This is a genomic window from Frigidibacter oleivorans, from assembly GCF_003993775.1.
In the GTDB taxonomy this organism is placed as follows: domain Bacteria; phylum Pseudomonadota; class Alphaproteobacteria; order Rhodobacterales; family Rhodobacteraceae; genus Frigidibacter; species Frigidibacter oleivorans.
The window spans coordinates 77,599-93,072 of the sequence record NZ_RJRZ01000015.1; the positions used below are offsets into that span (position 1 = coordinate 77,599).

At 71.2% G+C, this 15,474-nt stretch carries 16 protein-coding genes; 8 read left to right on the forward strand and 8 right to left on the reverse strand.

Features of this window, described 5'->3' with window-relative positions:
- Window positions 1-143 precede the first annotated feature (143 nt).
- Window positions 144-1,559 (reverse strand): allantoinase PuuE, encoded by a 1,416-nt coding sequence (gene puuE, locus EEY80_RS16025; RefSeq protein WP_126978172.1) that lies wholly within the window; start codon window positions 1,557-1,559, stop codon window positions 144-146.
- A gap of 77 nt (window positions 1,560-1,636) precedes the next feature.
- Between puuE and uraH the strand changes: the two genes are divergently transcribed.
- Together uraH and EEY80_RS16035 are read left to right on the forward strand one after the other, a co-directional pair.
- Window positions 1,637-2,005: a hydroxyisourate hydrolase gene (gene uraH / locus EEY80_RS16030; protein ID WP_126978174.1), complete on the forward strand. Its 369-nt coding sequence runs from the start codon at window positions 1,637-1,639 to the stop codon at window positions 2,003-2,005.
- 159 nt (window positions 2,006-2,164) lie between these two features.
- Window positions 2,165-3,391 (forward strand): urate hydroxylase PuuD, encoded by a 1,227-nt coding sequence (locus EEY80_RS16035; RefSeq protein WP_126978176.1) that lies wholly within the window; start codon window positions 2,165-2,167, stop codon window positions 3,389-3,391.
- Window positions 3,392-3,409: 18 nt separating this feature from the next.
- On the opposite strand, the gene EEY80_RS16040 is transcribed toward EEY80_RS16035, so the two are convergent.
- Entirely contained in the window at window positions 3,410-4,450 is a 1,041-nt protein-coding gene (locus EEY80_RS16040) for a zinc ABC transporter substrate-binding protein (RefSeq protein ID WP_126978178.1), read from the reverse strand.
- Window positions 4,451-4,534: 84 nt separating this feature from the next.
- Here EEY80_RS16040 and EEY80_RS16045 point away from each other — a divergent pair, with 84 nt between their 5' ends.
- Genes EEY80_RS16045 through EEY80_RS16055 form a run of 3 tightly spaced genes read left to right on the forward strand, consistent with a single transcriptional unit; the run spans window position 4,535 to window position 6,622 of the window.
- Window positions 4,535-5,026, forward strand: a complete 492-nt coding sequence (locus EEY80_RS16045; RefSeq protein WP_126978180.1) for a Fur family transcriptional regulator — start codon at window positions 4,535-4,537, stop codon at window positions 5,024-5,026.
- The gene (locus EEY80_RS16050; RefSeq protein ID WP_126978182.1) at window positions 5,023-5,829 is read left to right on the forward strand and encodes a metal ABC transporter ATP-binding protein; all 807 of its coding nucleotides are present in this window, start codon (window positions 5,023-5,025) and stop codon (window positions 5,827-5,829) included. The genes EEY80_RS16045 and EEY80_RS16050 overlap by 4 nt, the downstream gene beginning before the upstream one ends.
- A gap of 1 nt (window position 5,830) precedes the next feature.
- On the forward strand, window positions 5,831-6,622 hold the full coding sequence (locus tag EEY80_RS16055; RefSeq protein WP_126978184.1) for a metal ABC transporter permease: 792 nt from the start codon (window positions 5,831-5,833) through the stop codon (window positions 6,620-6,622).
- A 16-nt stretch (window positions 6,623-6,638) separates the two neighbouring features.
- On the opposite strand, the gene EEY80_RS16060 is transcribed toward EEY80_RS16055, so the two are convergent.
- The 5 genes from EEY80_RS16060 to adhP all read right to left on the reverse strand — a co-directional run bounded on the left by EEY80_RS16060 (window position 6,639) and on the right by adhP (window position 11,819).
- Window positions 6,639-7,232 carry a carboxymuconolactone decarboxylase family protein gene (locus EEY80_RS16060; protein ID WP_126978186.1) on the reverse strand — a complete coding sequence of 198 codons (594 nt, stop codon included), beginning with the start codon at window positions 7,230-7,232 and terminating at the stop codon, window positions 6,639-6,641.
- A gap of 171 nt (window positions 7,233-7,403) precedes the next feature.
- Entirely contained in the window at window positions 7,404-8,708 is a 1,305-nt protein-coding gene (locus tag EEY80_RS16065) for a UDP-glucose dehydrogenase family protein (protein ID WP_126978188.1), read from the reverse strand.
- 182 nt (window positions 8,709-8,890) lie between these two features.
- Window positions 8,891-9,394, reverse strand: coding sequence for a hypothetical protein (locus EEY80_RS16070; RefSeq protein WP_126978190.1), 504 nt, complete (start codon window positions 9,392-9,394; stop codon window positions 8,891-8,893).
- 80 nt (window positions 9,395-9,474) lie between these two features.
- A complete protein-coding gene (locus EEY80_RS16075; RefSeq protein WP_126978192.1) occupies window positions 9,475-10,626 on the reverse strand; it encodes an alpha-hydroxy acid oxidase in 1,152 nt (383 codons plus the stop codon).
- Window positions 10,627-10,742: 116 nt separating this feature from the next.
- Entirely contained in the window at window positions 10,743-11,819 is a 1,077-nt protein-coding gene (adhP, locus tag EEY80_RS16080) for an alcohol dehydrogenase AdhP (RefSeq protein ID WP_126978194.1), read from the reverse strand.
- A gap of 198 nt (window positions 11,820-12,017) precedes the next feature.
- Between adhP and EEY80_RS16085 the strand changes: the two genes are divergently transcribed.
- Window positions 12,018-12,710 (forward strand): YceI family protein, encoded by a 693-nt coding sequence (locus EEY80_RS16085; RefSeq protein ID WP_126978196.1) that lies wholly within the window; start codon window positions 12,018-12,020, stop codon window positions 12,708-12,710.
- Here EEY80_RS16085 and EEY80_RS16090 read toward each other — a convergent pair.
- Entirely contained in the window at window positions 12,695-13,312 is a 618-nt protein-coding gene (locus EEY80_RS16090; RefSeq protein ID WP_235829878.1) for an arylesterase, read from the reverse strand. The two genes, EEY80_RS16085 and EEY80_RS16090, sit on opposite strands and share 16 nt — an antisense overlap.
- Window positions 13,313-13,424: 112 nt before the next feature.
- Between EEY80_RS16090 and EEY80_RS16095 the strand changes: the two genes are divergently transcribed.
- Together EEY80_RS16095 and EEY80_RS16100 are read left to right on the forward strand one after the other, a co-directional pair.
- Window positions 13,425-14,123, forward strand: a complete 699-nt coding sequence (locus EEY80_RS16095) for an ABC transporter ATP-binding protein (RefSeq protein ID WP_126978200.1) — start codon at window positions 13,425-13,427, stop codon at window positions 14,121-14,123.
- The coding region (locus tag EEY80_RS16100; protein ID WP_235829879.1) for an ABC transporter permease at window positions 14,120-15,474 on the forward strand (1,355 nt) is incomplete at its 3' end. The genes EEY80_RS16095 and EEY80_RS16100, both read left to right, overlap by 4 nt.

Here is a 15,474-nt window from a genome sequence, read left to right on the forward strand (position 1 = left end):
GTGTCTTTCGCTTCTCGCCGCGATCCTGCGCGCGCCGCTGGCCGAGGGCAAGCCCCGGGTGGAGAGGGCGCGGGGGGCGCTGCCCCCCGGCTGCTGGCGCAGCCTCCCCCGGGATATTTCGGAGCAGAAGATGAGAGGGCGGGTCAGCCCAGCATCTGCGCGAGCCTCAGTTCGGCGATGCGTTCGACCTGGCGGCAGGCGGTGTCGAATTCGGTGTCGCTGTCCTGCGCGACCCGCTGGCGGAAGGCCGCGAGGATGCCAGCCTTGTCATGGTCGCGCACGGCGATGATGAAGGGGAAGCCGTGCCGGGCGACATAGGCGTCGTTCAGCGCCTCGAACTCGGCCCGTTCCGCATCGGTCAGCGCGTCGAGGCCGGCGCTGGCCTGTTCCGCGGTCGAGTCCGCCGTCAGCCGCCGGGCCTGCGCCAGCCTGCCGGCCAGATCGGGATGGGCGCGCAGCACTGCCAGCCTCTCGCCGCGCTCGGCGCTGCGAAAGGCGCGGGCCAGCGCATTGGCCAGCCCCGCCGGGCCGTCATGCGCGGGGCCGAGTTCCAGCCCGTAGGCCCGTTCCGCCACCCAGGGCGAATGTTCGTAGACGCCGCCGAAGCGGGCGACGAAGGTTTCACGATCCATCCGGCTGGGCCGCTCGCGCCGCTGCGGCGGGTGGACCTCGGCCCAGTGCCGCGCGATCTGGCCGCGGGTGGCGAACCAGACGCCGCCCTTCGCCTGCGCGTGGTCGAGAAAGCGCATCAGCCCGGCGATCTTGCCCGGGCGTCCGATCAGCCGGCAATGCAGCCCGATCGAGAACATCTTCGGCCGGCCCGCCGCACCCTCGTCCCACAGCACGTCGAGGCTGTCGCGCAGATAGGTGAAGAACTGTTCGCCCGTCACATAGCCGGGCGCGGTGGCGAAGCGCATGTCGTTGGCTTCCAGCGTATAGGGGATCACCAGCTGGTCGCGCCCGCCCGCCCGGGTCCAGTAGGGCAGGTCGTCGTCATAGGCGTCCGAGATCCAGTCGAAGCCGCCCTCCTCGGCGGTCAGGCGCAGGGTGTTGACCGAACAGCGCCCCGTGTACCAGCCGCGCGGCCGTTCGCCCACGACCTCGGTGTGCAGGCGGATCGCCTCGGCGATCTGGCGGCGTTCCTCCTCTTCCGGCATGTCCTTGTGCTCGACCCATTTCAGCCCGTGGCTGGCGATTTCCCATCCCGCCGCCTGCATCGCCGCCACCTGTTCGGGGCTGCGGGCCAAGGCGCTCGCCACGCCATAGACGGTGACGGGCAGGCCGCGCCCGGTGAACAGCCGGTGCAGCCGCCAGAAGCCGGCCCGCGCGCCGTAGTCGTAGATCGATTCCATGTTCCAGTGCCGCTGCCCGGGCCAGGGCTGGGCGCCCGCGATGTCGGACAGGAAGGCCTCGGACTGCGCGTCGCCATGCAGGATCGAGTTCTCGCCGCCTTCCTCGTAGTTCAGCACGAGGCTGACCGCCACCTTCGCCCCGCCCGGCCAGCGCGCATCGGGCGGGGTCGGGCCGTGCCCGGTCATGTCGCGGGGATAGCGGGTCATCGGTCGCTCTGCCTTGCCGTTTCTGCGGGTTCCGGCCAAGAATGGCCGCCGGGGTGGCGAAAGACCAGAGGGACCGAATGGCAGAGGCGGAAACCGGGGCGGGTTATCTGACGACGCATGTGCTGGACACCGCGCGCGGCTGTCCGGCGGCCGGGCTGCGGATCGTGCTGCGCCGCGCCGGTTCGGCGGCGGTGCTGGCCGAGAAGGTGACGAATGCCGATGGCCGCACCGACGGGCCGATCCTGCCGGCGGCGGATTTCGCGCCCGGCATCTATGAGCTGACCTTCCACGCGGGCGACTATCTGCGCGCGACCGGGCAGGGCGGGGAAGAGCCGCTGTTCCTCGACGAGGTGCCGATCCGCTTCGGCATGGCGGATGCGGCGGCGCATTACCATGTGCCGCTGCTGCTGTCGCCCTACGGCTATTCGACCTATCGCGGAAGCTGATCGCGCGGGCAGGGCGCGCCGCCGCTGCCCGGCGAACGGGCAGGGCGCGGCGAAGGGACCGCGGTGGGCGCTCGCGGCGGGACAAGCGCGGCGGGGCGCGCGACAGATGGCGACAGCAGGGCGCGGCGCGACCGCCCGCCGCAGGAGACAGGGGCAGGAATGAACGACTTCGCGATCTTCATGGACTGGGCGGAATTCGCCGTCAGGTGGCTGCATGTCGTCACCGCCATCGCCTGGATCGGGTCGTCCTTCTATTTCATCGCGCTGGACCTGGGGCTGCGCAAGGCGCCCGACCTCGCCCCCGGCGTCTCGGGCGAGGAATGGCAGGTGCATGGCGGCGGCTTCTACCACATCCAGAAATACATGGTGGCGCCGGACCGGATGCCCGACGACCTGATCTGGTTCAAATGGGAAAGCTATTCCACCTGGCTGTCGGGCTTCGCGCTGCTCTGCCTCGTCTATTACCTCGGGGCCGACCTCTATCTGGTCGATCCGAACGTGCTCGACATCCCGGTCTGGCAGGCGATCGGCATCTCCGTCGCCTCGCTGGCGCTGGGCTGGATCCTCTACGACACGATCTGCAAGAGCCGCTTCGGCGACGACAACACGCGGCTGATGATCGGGCTCTACATCATCCTCGTGGCGATGGCCTGGGGCTATACGCAGGTGTTTTCGGGGCGGGCGGCGCTGCTGCATCTGGGGGCCTTCACCGCCACGATCATGTCGGCCAATGTCTTCATGATCATCATCCCCAACCAGACGATCGTGGTGGCGGACCTGAAGGCGGGGCGGGTGCCGGACGCGAAATACGGCAAGATCGCCAAGCAGCGGTCCACCCACAACAACTACCTGACGCTGCCCGTCGTCTTCCTGATGCTGTCGAACCACTATCCGCTGGCCTTCGCGAGCGAATGGAACTGGCTGATCGCCAGCCTCGTCTTCCTGATGGGGGTGACGATCCGGCACTGGTTCAACACCCATCACGCGCGCAAGGGCAACCCGCACTGGACCTGGGCCGCGACGGCGGTGCTGTTCCTGATCGTCATGTGGCTGTCCACCGCGCCGATGTTCCGCCCCGACCCCGAGGCGGAAGCCGCCCTGCCGGCGGGGGCGCAGCGGTTCGCCGATGCCGAGGGCTTTGCCGAGGTGGCCGACATCGTCACCGGCCGCTGCTCGATGTGCCATGCGGCGGAACCGGTCTGGGACGGCATCCATTACGCGCCGCGCGGCGTGCATCTGGAAACGCCCGCGCAGATCGCGCTGATGGCGCGCGAGATCTACCTGCAGGCGGGCGTCAGCCATGCGATGCCGCCCGCAAATGCGTCCTTCATCGAACCGCAGGAACGCGCCCGCATCGTCGCCTGGTATCGCGGCGCCGCGGGCTGAGCGTCGCGGGTTGAGCCGTCAGCGCGCGAGGCAGCCCGCCAGCGCGTCGGCGAGCCCGGTCATCAGGGTTTCGTACAGCGCCGCGCCCGGTTCCAGTGTGCTGCCCTCGGGGTCGAGCGCCGGACCGACGCGCACCGCCGTGCCCTCGGCCATCAGCGCCACCTGTTTCGGGTCGTGCTGCGCCTCGGGGAAGAGGCAGACCACGCCGTCATGTTCCAGCGTCGCGCGGATGTCGGCCAGACGTTCGGCCCCCGGGGCGGCGGCATCGCCCTCGGCCAGCGATCCGGCCTGGGTCAGGCCGTAATGGTCGGTCAGGTAGCCATAGGCGGCATGGAAGGTGACGAAGGGCCGGTCCGCCACCGGGGCGAGCGTCGCGGCGATGCGGGCGTCGAGATCGGCGATCCGCGCCTCGGCCGCGCGAGCATTGGCGGCATAGGTCGCGGCATTCTCCGGGTCCTGCTCCGACAGCGCGGCGGCGATGGCCCCCAGCCAGACGCGGGCATTGCCGGGATCGAGCCAGGCATGCGGATCGGTGCCCTCGTGGGAATGGCCGTGGTCGTGATCGTGATCGTGATCGTGCCCGGCATGGTCTTCGCCGGCATGGTCATGGCCGGCTTCCGCATGATCCTCTTCGTGCTCGTGCTCGTGCTCGTGCTCGTGCTCGTGCTCGTGCTCGTGCTCGTGCTCGTGCTCGTGCTCGTGCGCCTCTTCGGCGTCATAGTCGCGGGTCTGCGTGCCCTCGGTCGCCAGCAGGCCCAGCACCTTGCCCCGGCCAAGGCTGTCGATCGGCCCGTCGAGCCATGCCGTCATCTCCGGCCCGATCCAGACCACAAGATCGGCCTCCTGCACGGCGCGGGCCTGGCTGGGGCGCAGCTGGAAGTCATGCGGATCGGCGCCGCGGTCCAGCAGCAGCTCCGGTGTGCCGAGATCGCCCATCACCAGCGCCACCAGCGACTGCGTGGGCGACAGGTCGGTCACGACCTTCGGCACTTCGGCCAGCGCAGGCAGCGCGGCGGTGGAGGCGAGAAGCGAAAGCGCGAGGGGCAGGACGGGACGCATGGCGGGGCCTTCTCGTGGTTGTGGATTGGTCAACGCTTCTCTAAGTTACACGATAACATGTCAAGCCGAATGTGATTTTGTAACATGACGCAGCCTGAAACCCTCGCCTTCCATGCGCATGACCACGCCCATTGCGCCGGCGACACCCTTGCCCGGGCCGAGGCGCTGGCCGCCGAGCAGGGGCTGCGCCTGACCCCGGTGCGCCGCCGGGTGCTGCAACTGCTGCTGGAGGCGCATCGCGCCATGGGCGCCTATGAGGTGCTGGACCGTCTGGCGGCCGAGGGCTTCGGCAACCAGCCGCCGGTGGCCTATCGCGCGCTGGAGTTTCTGGTCGAGAACGGCTTCGCCCACCGCCTGCACCGGCTGAACGCCTTTGCCGCCTGCATGCACCCGGGCGAGGATCACAGCCCGGTCTTCCTGATCTGCCGGTCCTGCGACGCGGTGGCCGAGGCCCCGGCGGACCCGGTGCGCCGCGCGCTGGCCGAGGCGGGCGAGGCGGCGGGCTTCGCCATCGAGCGGATGACGGTGGAGGCGATGGGCCTGTGCCCCGCCTGCCGCGCGGCGGAGGCGGCATGACACCCGATGCGGTCGGGCCGCTGATCGCGGCCGAGGGCCTGACGGTGCGCCACGGCGGCGCGGCGGTGCTGCGCGACGTCAGTTTCGCGATCCGCCCGGGCGAGATCGTGACGGTGGTGGGACCCAACGGGTCGGGCAAGTCGACGCTGCTGCGGGCGCTGATCGGGCTGCAGCCCGCGGCCTCGGGCCAGGTGGCGCGGCGGACGGGGCTGCGCATCGGCTATGTGCCGCAGCGGCTGCAGATCGACGCGGGCCTGCCGCTGACGGTGCGGCGCTTCCTGTCGATGCCCCGCCGGGTGCGCGATGCCGAGGCGCAGGCGGCACTGGCCCGCACCGGCGTCGCCGATCTGGGGCCGCGGCAGATGGCGCGGCTGTCGGGCGGGCAGTTCCAGCGGGTGATGCTGGCCCGGGCGCTGCTGGCGCGGCCCGACATCCTGATCCTCGACGAGCCGACGCAGGGGCTGGACCAGCCCGGCACCGGCGCCTTCTACCGGCTGATCGAGGAGGTGCGCGCCGAAACGCGGGCGGCGGTGCTGATGGTCAGCCATGACCTGCATGTGGTGATGAGCGCGACCGACCGGGTGATCTGCCTCAACGGCCATGTCTGCTGCGAAGGCGCGCCCGATGTCGTGACCTCGGCGCCCGAATATCGCGCCCTGTTCGGCATGGGCACGCAGGGGGCGCTGGCGCTGTATCGCCATGTCCACGACCACGATCACGAGACGGATCAGGGCCATGGCCACGACCATGCCCACCCGCATCACATCCACGGGCCGGACTGCCGGCACGGGCACGGGGCCTGAGATGCTGGACGATTTCCTGACCCGCGCCGCGCTGGCCGGCACCGGCCTGTCGCTCGCCACCGGCCCCTTGGGCTGTTTCGTCGTCTGGCGGCGGATGGCCTATTTCGGCGATGCGACCGCCCATGCCGCGATCCTCGGGGTCGCGCTGGCCTTCGCCGCGGGGCTGCCGATCTATGCCGGCACCCTGACCGTGGCGCTGGCCATGGCGGCGACGGTGGCCGCGCTCGCGTCCCGCGGTCATGCGATGGACACGGTCCTCGGCGTGCTGGCGCATTCGGCGCTGGCCTTCGGGCTGGTGGCGGTGTCCTTCCTGCCGGGGGTGCGGACCGACCTGCAGGGCTTCCTGTTCGGCGACATCCTCGCCGTGTCGCGGCTGGACCTCGCCTGGGTCTGGGGCGGGGCGGCGGCGGTGCTGGCGCTGGTGGCCTGGAACTGGCAGCGGCTGCTGACCTCGACGGTGAACGAGGAACTGGCGCAGGCCGAAGGTGGCGACCCGCGGCGCGAACGGCTGGTGCTGACGCTGGCGCTGGCGGTGACGGTGGCCGTGTCGATCAAGATCGTGGGGGCGCTGCTGATCGCGGCGTTGCTGATCATCCCGGCGGCGGCGGCGCGGTCCGGCACCCGCACGCCCGAGGCCATGGCGGCGACCGCCACCGCCGCCTCGGTGCTGTCGGTGCTGGCGGGGCTGGGCCTGTCGCTGCATCTCGACACGCCGGCCGGCCCCTCCATCGTCGCGGCGGCGGCCTGCCTCTTCGCGCTGTCGCTGCCGCTGACACGGCTGCGGCGGGACTGAGCACCGCGCCGCCGGCCTAGACCGCGCCCGCCGGCCTCTGGCCCATCGCCAGTTCGTCCCTCACCGCCGGGTCGGCGTCGAGGAAGCGCGGCTCGGCCTGCGCGCCGACGGCATCGAAATAGCGGCTGAGGAAGGCGCGGAACGAGGCGGCGAGCGCGATATCGGCGATGTTGAGGTCCGAAAAGCCCAGCGATCGCAGCCGCTGGATGTCTGCCTCGGTGATGCGCGAGGCGTCGCGGCTGATCTGCACCGCGTAGTCGAGCATGGCGACCTCCGGTTCGCCCAGCCCGGCGGTCCGGTGATCCCGCGCCAGGGCAAGCGCCCGGTCCCGCCCGAGCGCGTCGGAGAGCAGGCGGAAATAGACCTGCGAACAATAGCCCGACGGCACATGCCGCGCCGCGACGAAGGTGATCAGGCGGAAATTCAGCAGGCCCAGCGAGAACCCGTCCCGGATCTGATGCAGCAACCGTTCCACGGGCAGGATGATGTCGGGCCGGGCAGACCAGCACCGGGTCGCCTGCATCACCATTCCCATCGCCTCCATCTCGGCTGCATAAAGCGCCGCGATGTCGCCCGTCGCCTCCTCCGGCCCGATCGTCTTGATGAACACCGGCACGCCCCCTCTGACCGACGCGCCCAAGGTAGCCGGTCTTGCCCGCGCTGGCGACGATTCAGATGGCTTGGGCTGCCCGGGGCGGGTCAGGTCGGCGCGGCCATATGCGGAAAGGGGCGCGGCTTGCGCCCCGCCCCCCGATCCTGCCGTCGCCGTCCGGTCGGCCCGTCAGCGCCCGACGGCGCAATAGGCGGCGAAGCCCGCCTCGGTGGCATCCGCCTCGGAATAGACGTTGCGCAGATCGGCCATGCGCGCCGTCGTCATCCGCCCGGCCATCCGCCCGAGGTCGAGCGCGCGGAACTCGTTCCATTCCGTCAGGATCACGACGCAATCGGCGGCCTCGGCGGCCTCATAGGGGTCCTCGCACCACTGCACGCCCGGCAGCAGCGCCTCGCCTTCCTTGCGGCCCTGCGGATCGACGACGCGCACCTTGGCACCGCCGCCCACCAGCGCGGGCACGATGGTCAGGGCCGGGGCGTCGCGCATGTCGTCTGTGTTGGGCTTGAAGGTCACGCCCAGTACCGCCACGGTCTTGCCGTTCACCGACCCGTCGCAGAGGTCGAGGATCTTCGACACCATCCGGCGCTTGACCTCGTCATTGACCTTGATGACCGTCTCGACGATCTGCATCGGCACGGCATGGTCCTGCCCGATCCGGGCCAGCGCCTGCGTGTCCTTGGGGAAGCACGACCCGCCATAGCCGGGACCGGCATGCAGGAATTTGTTGCCGATCCGTCCGTCCAGACCGATGCCCTTGGACACCTGCTTCACATCGGCGCCGACGCGTTCGCACAGAAGCGCGATCTCGTTGATGAAGGTGATCTTGGTGGCGAGGAAGGCGTTGGCCGCGTATTTGATCATCTCGGCGGTTTCCAGATCGGTGTACATGATCGGGAAATCGCGCAGGAACAGCGGGCGGTAGATCTCGCCCATGATCTTCTGCGCCCGTTCGCTTTCGGTGCCGACGACCACGCGGTCGGGGCGCATGAAGTCGTCGATGGCCGCGCCCTCGCGCAGGAATTCGGGGTTGGAGGCGACGTCGAAATCCGCCTCGGGCGCCGCCGCGCGGATCGTCTCGGCCACCTTGGCATTGGTGCCGACCGGCACCGTCGATTTCGTCACCACCACGGCATAGTGCTTCAGCGCGCGGCCGATCTCTTCGGCGGCGGCCATCACATAGGTCAGGTCCGCATGGCCGTCGCCGCGCCGCGTGGGGGTGCCCACCGCGATGAACACCGCCTCGGCCCCCTCGATCGCCTCGGCCAGGTCCAGCGTAAAGGACAGCCGGCCGGCATTCACGTTCTTGGCCATCAGGTCGTCGAGGCCCGGTTCGTAGATCGGCACCTCGCCGTTCTTCAGCCGGTCGATCTTGCGCGGGTCCTTGTCGACGCAAACCACCTCGTGGCCGAAGTCGGAGAAGCATACACCCGAGACGAGCCCGACATAGCCCGTTCCGATCATCGCGATTTTCATCTCGTGCCGTCCTCGTCTCTACCGCAGCCGGTGCCTTTTCTTCAGGCTGACACAGGGATGGGCGATGGCGGGGGCAGTGTCAACGGGCGCCGTGCTGCACCTGCGAAACGCCGGCGGTGCGCGGCCGGTGCCTCCGCCGGGGTCACGGAACCGGGGCGGAGGGTCGTGGCGCCGGCTGGCGGTCAGTTCAGCTTCTCGACCACCCGCTCGGCGAAGAGCGCGATCATCGCCTGATAATAGGCGGGGCTGTCGATGCCGATGGCGGTCATGTCGGCGCCGGCCGGCAGGTAGGCGGTGTCGAAGGCCACCGACAGGTCATAGGTGTCGAACTTGGTGTTGTCGGTGTTGCTGGAGATGTTGACCCGCCCGGACAGCCGCGAATCCGCGATGTTCAGCGCCTGTTCGTAGCTGTTCGACAGCTCGATCTCGTTGATGTCGATCGAGATGCGGACCCCGTCATTGTCGACGCGGTCGGCCACGCGGGCCAGCAGCGCGGCCTGCAGGTCGGGGCCGACATTGGCCCAGACCGTCGCGGCGCGGGCATTCTGGATCGCGGACAGGTCGACCTCGACGGCGACTTCGCGCACTTCGGTCTGGGCGAGGGCGGGGGCCGCGGCGCCCAGTGCCAGTGCGGCGGCCAGTGCGGCGGACAGAGCAGCGGGGGCAAGCAAGGAACGGCGGGGCATGGCGAACACTCCTGACTGGGCGGCCGCACGGTCGGGGCCGCTCTCGGCGCGTCAACCTGCCTCGGGCCGCGCCGGTTCCGTCAGGCCGGGCGAAAGCGCAGGTTGTCCCTCGTCAGGTCCGCCACCCGCCGCGCCCCTGCCAGCCGCATCCCGCGTTGCAGTTCCGCCGTCATCTGCGTCAGCGCCCGCTCGATCCCCGCCTGCCCGGCCGCGGCGAGCGGGAACAGGTAGTACCGGCCCAGCCCCACCGCCTTCGCGCCCAGGCTCAGCGCCTTCAGCACATGGGTGCCGCGGGTGACGCCGCCATCCATCATCACGTCCAGCCGGTCGCCCGCGGCCTGCACCACCTCGTCCAGCGCGTCGAAGGCGGCGCGCGACCCGTCGAGCTGCCGGCCGCCGTGGTTCGACAGCACGATCCCGGTGCAGCCGATCTCGGCCGCGCGGCGGGCATCGGCGGCGCTCATCACCCCTTTCAGGCAGAAGGGGCCGCCCCATTCCGCCACCATCGCCGCCACGTCGTCCCAGTCCATCGCCGGGTCCAGCATCTCGGTGAAATAGCGGCCGATGGTCAGGGTGTCGCCCTTCATGTCGATATGCGCGTCGAGCTGCGGCAGGCTGAATTTCTCGTGCCGCAGGTAGTTGATGCCCCACATCGGCTTCATCGCGAATTGCGCCATGCCCGCCGCGGTCAGCCGGAACGGGATCGCGAAGCCGGTGCGCAGGTCGCGTTCGCGGTTGCCGCCGGTGATGCTGTCCACGGTCAGCATCATCACCTTGATGCCGCTGTCCTTGGCCTTCTGCATCATTGCGCGGTTCAGCCCGCGATCCTTGTGGAAATAGAACTGGTAGACCTGCGGGTTGCGATGCTTGCGCGCCAGCTCCTCCATCGACACGGTACCAAGGCTCGACACCCCGAACATCGTGCCATGCGCCTCGGCCGCGGCGGCGGTGGCGCGCTCGCCCTGATGGTGGAACAGCCGCTGCAGCGCGGTCGGCGACAGATAGACCGGCAGGGCCAGCCGCTGTCCCATGACCGTGACCGACAGATCCACGTCCGACATCCCGCGCAGGACCGAGGGCACGAGGTCGCAGGCCTCGAAGGCCGCGCGGTTGCGCCGCAGCGTCACCTCGTCATCGGCGCCGCCGTCGATATAGTTGAAGATCGGGCCGGGAAGCCTGCGTCGCGCCAGCCGGCGGAAGTCGTCGAAGTTGTGGCAGTCGGACAGGCGCATGGACGTCCTCGAAACGAAACGGCGACCCCCGCCCGGGTGGCGGGGCGCGGGCCGCATCATGGCGCGGGCGGCGATCCGCGCAAGGGCCTTGCGGGGGCTCGGCGGGGCGCTGTCCGTCAGACCTTCGCCGCAAGCTCCGGCGCGGCGGCGGCCGGGGTCACCGGGCGCGTCAGGTCGAGCACCATCCGCCCCTCGATCCCGCCGGCCCGGAGCCGGTCGAAGATCAGGTTGATGTCGGACAGGGGTGCCGCCTGCACCTCGGCCCGCACCAGGCCGCGCGCGGCGAAGTCCAGCGCATCGTCGAGGTCGCGCCGGGTGCCGACGATCGAGCCGCGCACCGTGATCCGCTTCAGCACCACGGGGAAGATCGGCGTCGGGAAGTCGCCGGGCGGCAGGCCGACAAGGCTGACGGTCCCGCGGCGGCGCACGATTTCCAGCGCCTGCGCAAAGGCCGGGCGCGACACTGCCGTCACCAGCACCCCCTGCGCCCCGCCGCCCGTCGCGTCGAGGATCTGCGCCACCGCCTCCGGCGCCGAGGCATCGACCGCCAGTTCCGCCCCGGCCTCGCGCGCCAGCGCCAGCTTGGCAGGCGCGATGTCCAGCGCCGCCACCCGCAGCCCCATCGCGCGGGCATACTGGATGGCGACATGGCCAAGCCCGCCCACGCCCGAGATCGCGACCCAGTCGCCGGGCTTCGCCTCGGTCTCCTTCAGGCCCTTGTAGGTGGTCACGCCGGCGCAGAGGATCGGCGCGATCGCTACCATGTCGACGCCCTCGGGCAGCCGCGCGGCGAATCCGGCATCGGCGATGACATATTCGGCAAAGCCGCCGTTCACGCTATAGCCGGTATTGTGCTGCCGTTCGCACAGCGTTTCCCAGCCGGTGCCGCAATATTCGCAGTCCCGGCAGGCGTCGTGCAGCCAGGGCACGCCCACCCGGTCGCCCACCGCCAGCGTGGTGACGCCGGGGCCGAGCGCCTCGACCACGCCCGCAGCCTCGTGCCCGGGGATGAAGGGCAGGGCGGGCTTCACCGGCCAGTCGCCCTCGGCCGCATGCAGGTCGGTATGGCAGACGCCGCAGGCCATCACCCGCACCAGCACCTCGCCGGGACCCGGCTGGGGGACGGGCACCTTCTCGATCGACAGCGGCTGGCCGAACGCATGCACGACCGCCGCCCACATCATCTTCGTCATGACGTCACCTTTCGCGTTGCAGGATGCGGGCAGACTGCGGGCTGCGGGCCGGGGCGACCATGACATGGGTCAAGCGGGGACCCGCCACGCGCGGTCCGGCGGACCCACGCCATCGTTCCTTGACGCATTCCGCGGCTGCGGCGACCCTCAGGGCGCGCGGGGGCTCGACGCGCGCGGCGGCAAGGTGGGGAGGCGCGGATGACCGGACGGGCAGTTCTACGCGGGGCGGGGGCCGGCCTGTGGCTGGCGATGGCGGCCATGCCGGCCCTGGCGCAGGCCGACCGGCCGGCCTTTGCGCCGGTGGCCACGCAGGCCCCGGCGGGAACCTACCGGCTGGACCTTGCCCATGGCCGCTTGCTGTTCCGCGTCAGCCATCTGGGCTTTTCCAACTACACCGCCTTCTTCCGCGACTTCGACGCGACGCTGGCCTTCGACCCCGCCGACCCCGAGGCGATGACGGTGGAGGCGACGGTCGATCCCGCCTCGGTCGAGACGCTCTATCCGGACCCCGCCTTCGACTTCAACGCGGTGATCGCCGGGCCGGAATTCCTGGATGCCGCGCAGTTCCCCGAGATGACGTTCCGGTCCACACGGGTCCGGATGACCGGGCCGGACCGGGCGGCGGTGACCGGCGACCTGACGCTGCACGGCGTCACCCGGCCGATCACCCTGCGCGTGACCTTCAACGGCGGCTATCCGCCGCAGGACTTCGATCCCGGCGGGGCGCGCATCGGCTTTTCCGCGACCGGCACGCTGTTCCGGTCAGATTTCGGCATCGGCTATGGCATCCCCGCGCCGGGCAGCACGCTGGGCGTGTCCGACGCGGTCGAGATCGTGATCGAGGCGGAGTTCATCAACCCCGATGCCAGCGGCGGTCAGCCCGGACCCTGAGCCGGATCGCCGGCCTGTCCGATCAGGTCCAAGAGCGGTGGCCCGAGCGTTTCGGCGATGATCGCCGCGCCCCTGGCCGTGGGATGGATGCCGTCGGACTGCACCAGCCCCGTCCGCGCCTCGGGCGGCAGGTCGGCCAGCCCCGCCAGCATGTTCGGCACCAGCACCGCGCCATATTCGGCCGCGAGTTCGGGCCAGATCGCGTCGAAATCGGCCTTGTAGTCCGGGCCGAAATTGCCCGGCGCCGGGATCGCCGCCAGCAGCACCGGCAGGTCCTTGGCCTGTGCCGCCTCCAGCATGGCCGTCACGTTGGCGCGCGTCTCTTCGGGCGGCAGGCCGCGCAGCAGGTCGTTGCCGCCAAGCGCGATCAGCAGCACATCGGCCCCGCCCTCCAGCGTCCAGCCGATGCGGGCGGCCCCGCCCGCCGTGGTGTCGCCCGACACGCCCGCATTGACCACCGTGACCTCGGCCCCGCGGTCGGTCAGCCAGCCCTGCAGCTGCGGCACCAGCCCGTCCTCGGGCGGCAGGCCATAGCCCTGCGTCAGGCTGTCGCCGAGCGCCACCAGCACCGCCGGATCGGCGGACGCGGGCAGCGCGGCCATTCCGACCGCCGCGGCGAAAAGCGCGCCCGCGGCACGGTTGCGGTCGCGGCGATCCGCGCCATATCGGGCAAGGGGCAGGACGACACGAAACAGGACGGGAACAGGGACTTTCATGGCCGAGACGGTTCTGGCGCTCGATGCGGCGCGGTTGGTTCTGGCGGGCAATGCCGGGCCGGTGGAGGTGCTGAAGGATGTCAGCCTGTCGGTCGGGCGGGGCGAAAGCCTCGCGCTGGTCGGTCCGTCCGGGTCGGGCAAGTCGTCGCTCCTCATGCTGATGGGCGGGCTGGAACGCGCCACCGGGGGGCGGGTCGAGGCGCTCGGCCATGACCTGACGGCGATGGACGAGGACGCGCTGGCCCGCTTTCGCAGGGGGAATATGGGCATCGTCTTCCAGTCCTTCCACCTGATCCCGACGATGACCGCGCTGGAAAATGTCGCGCTGCCGCTGGAACTGGCGGGGGTCGATGACGCCTTCGACCGCGCGGCGGCGGAACTGGCGGCGGTGGGGCTGGCCGGCCGCATGGGCCATTACCCGGCGCAGATGTCGGGGGGCGAGCAGCAGCGCGTGGCGCTGGCCCGCGCCGTGGCGCCGCGCCCGGCGATCCTGCTGGCGGACGAACCCACCGGCAATCTCGACGCCGCGACGGGAGCCACGATCATGGACCTGCTGTTCTCGCTGCGCGACCGGCACGGGGCGACGCTGGTTCTGGTCACCCATGCGCCGGAACTCGCCGCGCGCTGCGACCGGGTGTTGCGGCTGGCCGACGGGGCGGTGGCGGGCGAGGACCGGCGCGCGGCGGTGTCCGCATGAGCGCGCGCCCCGGCGCGCCGATGTTCCTGAGGATCGCGGCGCGGGAATTGCGGGGCGGTCTGGCGGGGTTCCGCATCTTCCTGACCTGCCTGATCCTCGGCGTCGCCGCCATCGCCGCGGTGGCCACCCTGCGCGACGGTATTCGCCGCGGGCTGGACGCGCAGGGGGCGGTTCTGCTGGGCGGCGATGCGCAGATGGAATTCACCTATCGCTATGCCACGCCCGAGGAACGGGGCTGGATCGAGGATCGCGCCAGCGCCGTGTCGGAGATCGTCGATTTCCGCTCGATGGCCGTGGCGGGCGAGGATCGGGCGCTGACGCAGGTGAAGGGCGTGGACGATGCCTATCCGCTGGTGGGCGAGGTCGCGCTCGACCCGCCGGTGCCGCTGGCCGAGGCGCTGGCGGGGGACGGCACACGCCCCGGCGCGGTGCTCGACGGGGTTCTGGCCGACCGGATGGGGCTGCAGCTGGGCGACGGCGTCCGGCTGGGGCTGACCGAGTTCGTGCTGACCGCGCGGCTGCTGCGCGAACCCGACGCGGCGGCGGGGGGCTTCGGCCTCGGCCCGCGCACGCTGGTCCGCACCGCCGATCTGGCGGGATCTGGCCTGCTGGAACCGGGCACCCTGTTCGAGACGGAATACCGGATGATCCTGCCGCCGGGCGCCGACCTGCCGGCGCTGGAGGCCGAGGCCGAGGCGGCCTTCCGCGACAGCGGCATGTCCTGGCAGGACCGCCGCCGTGGCGCGCCGGGGGTCGAACGCTTCGTGGACCGGATGGCGGCCTTCCTGGTGCTGGTGGGGCTCGCCGGGCTCGCGGTGGGCGGGGTCGGCATCGCTGCGGCGGTGCGGGCCTATCTCGACCGCAAGACCGAGGCCATCGCGGTGCTGAAGGCGCTGGGCGCGACCGGGGGCACGATCCTCGCCGCCTATCTGGCGCAGATCGGGGCGCTGGCGCTGGCGGGGGTGGCGGCGGGCCTGACGCTGGGTACGGCGATCCCGCTGCTGGCCGCGCCGCTGATCGCCGCGCGCCTGCCGATCCCGGTCGAGATGGGCCTGTCGGGCGCCGCCTTGGCCGAGGCCGCGATCTACGGCCTGCTGACCGCGGCGATCTTCAGCCTCTGGCCGCTGTCGCGTCTGGCCGAGGTGCGGGCGGCGGCGCTGTTCCGCGATCTGGGTCCGGGGCGGCGGGGCCGGCCGCCGCTGCCGCTGGCGCTGGCGCTCGTGCTGTCGGTGGCGGCGCTGGCGGGCGCGGCGCTGTGGTTCTCGGGCGTGCCGCAGCTGGCGGCGGGAACGCTGGGCGGGGTGGCCGCGGCGCTGGCGATCCTCGCCGCCGCCGCCTGGGTCCTCGGCCG

Bases quoted from the DNA above. Each gene is read 5' to 3' on its own strand.
- puuE (WP_126978172.1), bottom strand. From the start codon at position 1,559: ATGACCCGCTATCCCCGCGACATGACCGGGCACGGCCCGACCCCGCCC.
- uraH (WP_126978174.1), top strand. From the start codon at position 1,637: ATGGCAGAGGCGGAAACCGGGGCGGGTTATCTGACGACGCATGTGCTG.
- EEY80_RS16035 (WP_126978176.1), top strand. From the start codon at position 2,165: ATGAACGACTTCGCGATCTTCATGGACTGGGCGGAATTCGCCGTCAGG.
- EEY80_RS16040 (WP_126978178.1), bottom strand. From the start codon at position 4,450: ATGCGTCCCGTCCTGCCCCTCGCGCTTTCGCTTCTCGCCTCCACCGCC.
- EEY80_RS16045 (WP_126978180.1), top strand. From the start codon at position 4,535: ATGACGCAGCCTGAAACCCTCGCCTTCCATGCGCATGACCACGCCCAT.
- EEY80_RS16050 (WP_126978182.1), top strand. From the start codon at position 5,023: ATGACACCCGATGCGGTCGGGCCGCTGATCGCGGCCGAGGGCCTGACG.
- EEY80_RS16055 (WP_126978184.1), top strand. From the start codon at position 5,831: ATGCTGGACGATTTCCTGACCCGCGCCGCGCTGGCCGGCACCGGCCTG.
- EEY80_RS16065 (WP_126978188.1), bottom strand. From the start codon at position 8,708: ATGAAAATCGCGATGATCGGAACGGGCTATGTCGGGCTCGTCTCGGGT.
- EEY80_RS16070 (WP_126978190.1), bottom strand. From the start codon at position 9,394: ATGCCCCGCCGTTCCTTGCTTGCCCCCGCTGCTCTGTCCGCCGCACTG.
- EEY80_RS16075 (WP_126978192.1), bottom strand. From the start codon at position 10,626: ATGCGCCTGTCCGACTGCCACAACTTCGACGACTTCCGCCGGCTGGCG.
- adhP (WP_126978194.1), bottom strand. From the start codon at position 11,819: ATGACGAAGATGATGTGGGCGGCGGTCGTGCATGCGTTCGGCCAGCCG.
- EEY80_RS16085 (WP_126978196.1), top strand. From the start codon at position 12,018: ATGACCGGACGGGCAGTTCTACGCGGGGCGGGGGCCGGCCTGTGGCTG.
- EEY80_RS16090 (WP_235829878.1), bottom strand. From the start codon at position 13,312: ATGGCCGCGCTGCCCGCGTCCGCCGATCCGGCGGTGCTGGTGGCGCTC.
- EEY80_RS16095 (WP_126978200.1), top strand. From the start codon at position 13,425: ATGGCCGAGACGGTTCTGGCGCTCGATGCGGCGCGGTTGGTTCTGGCG.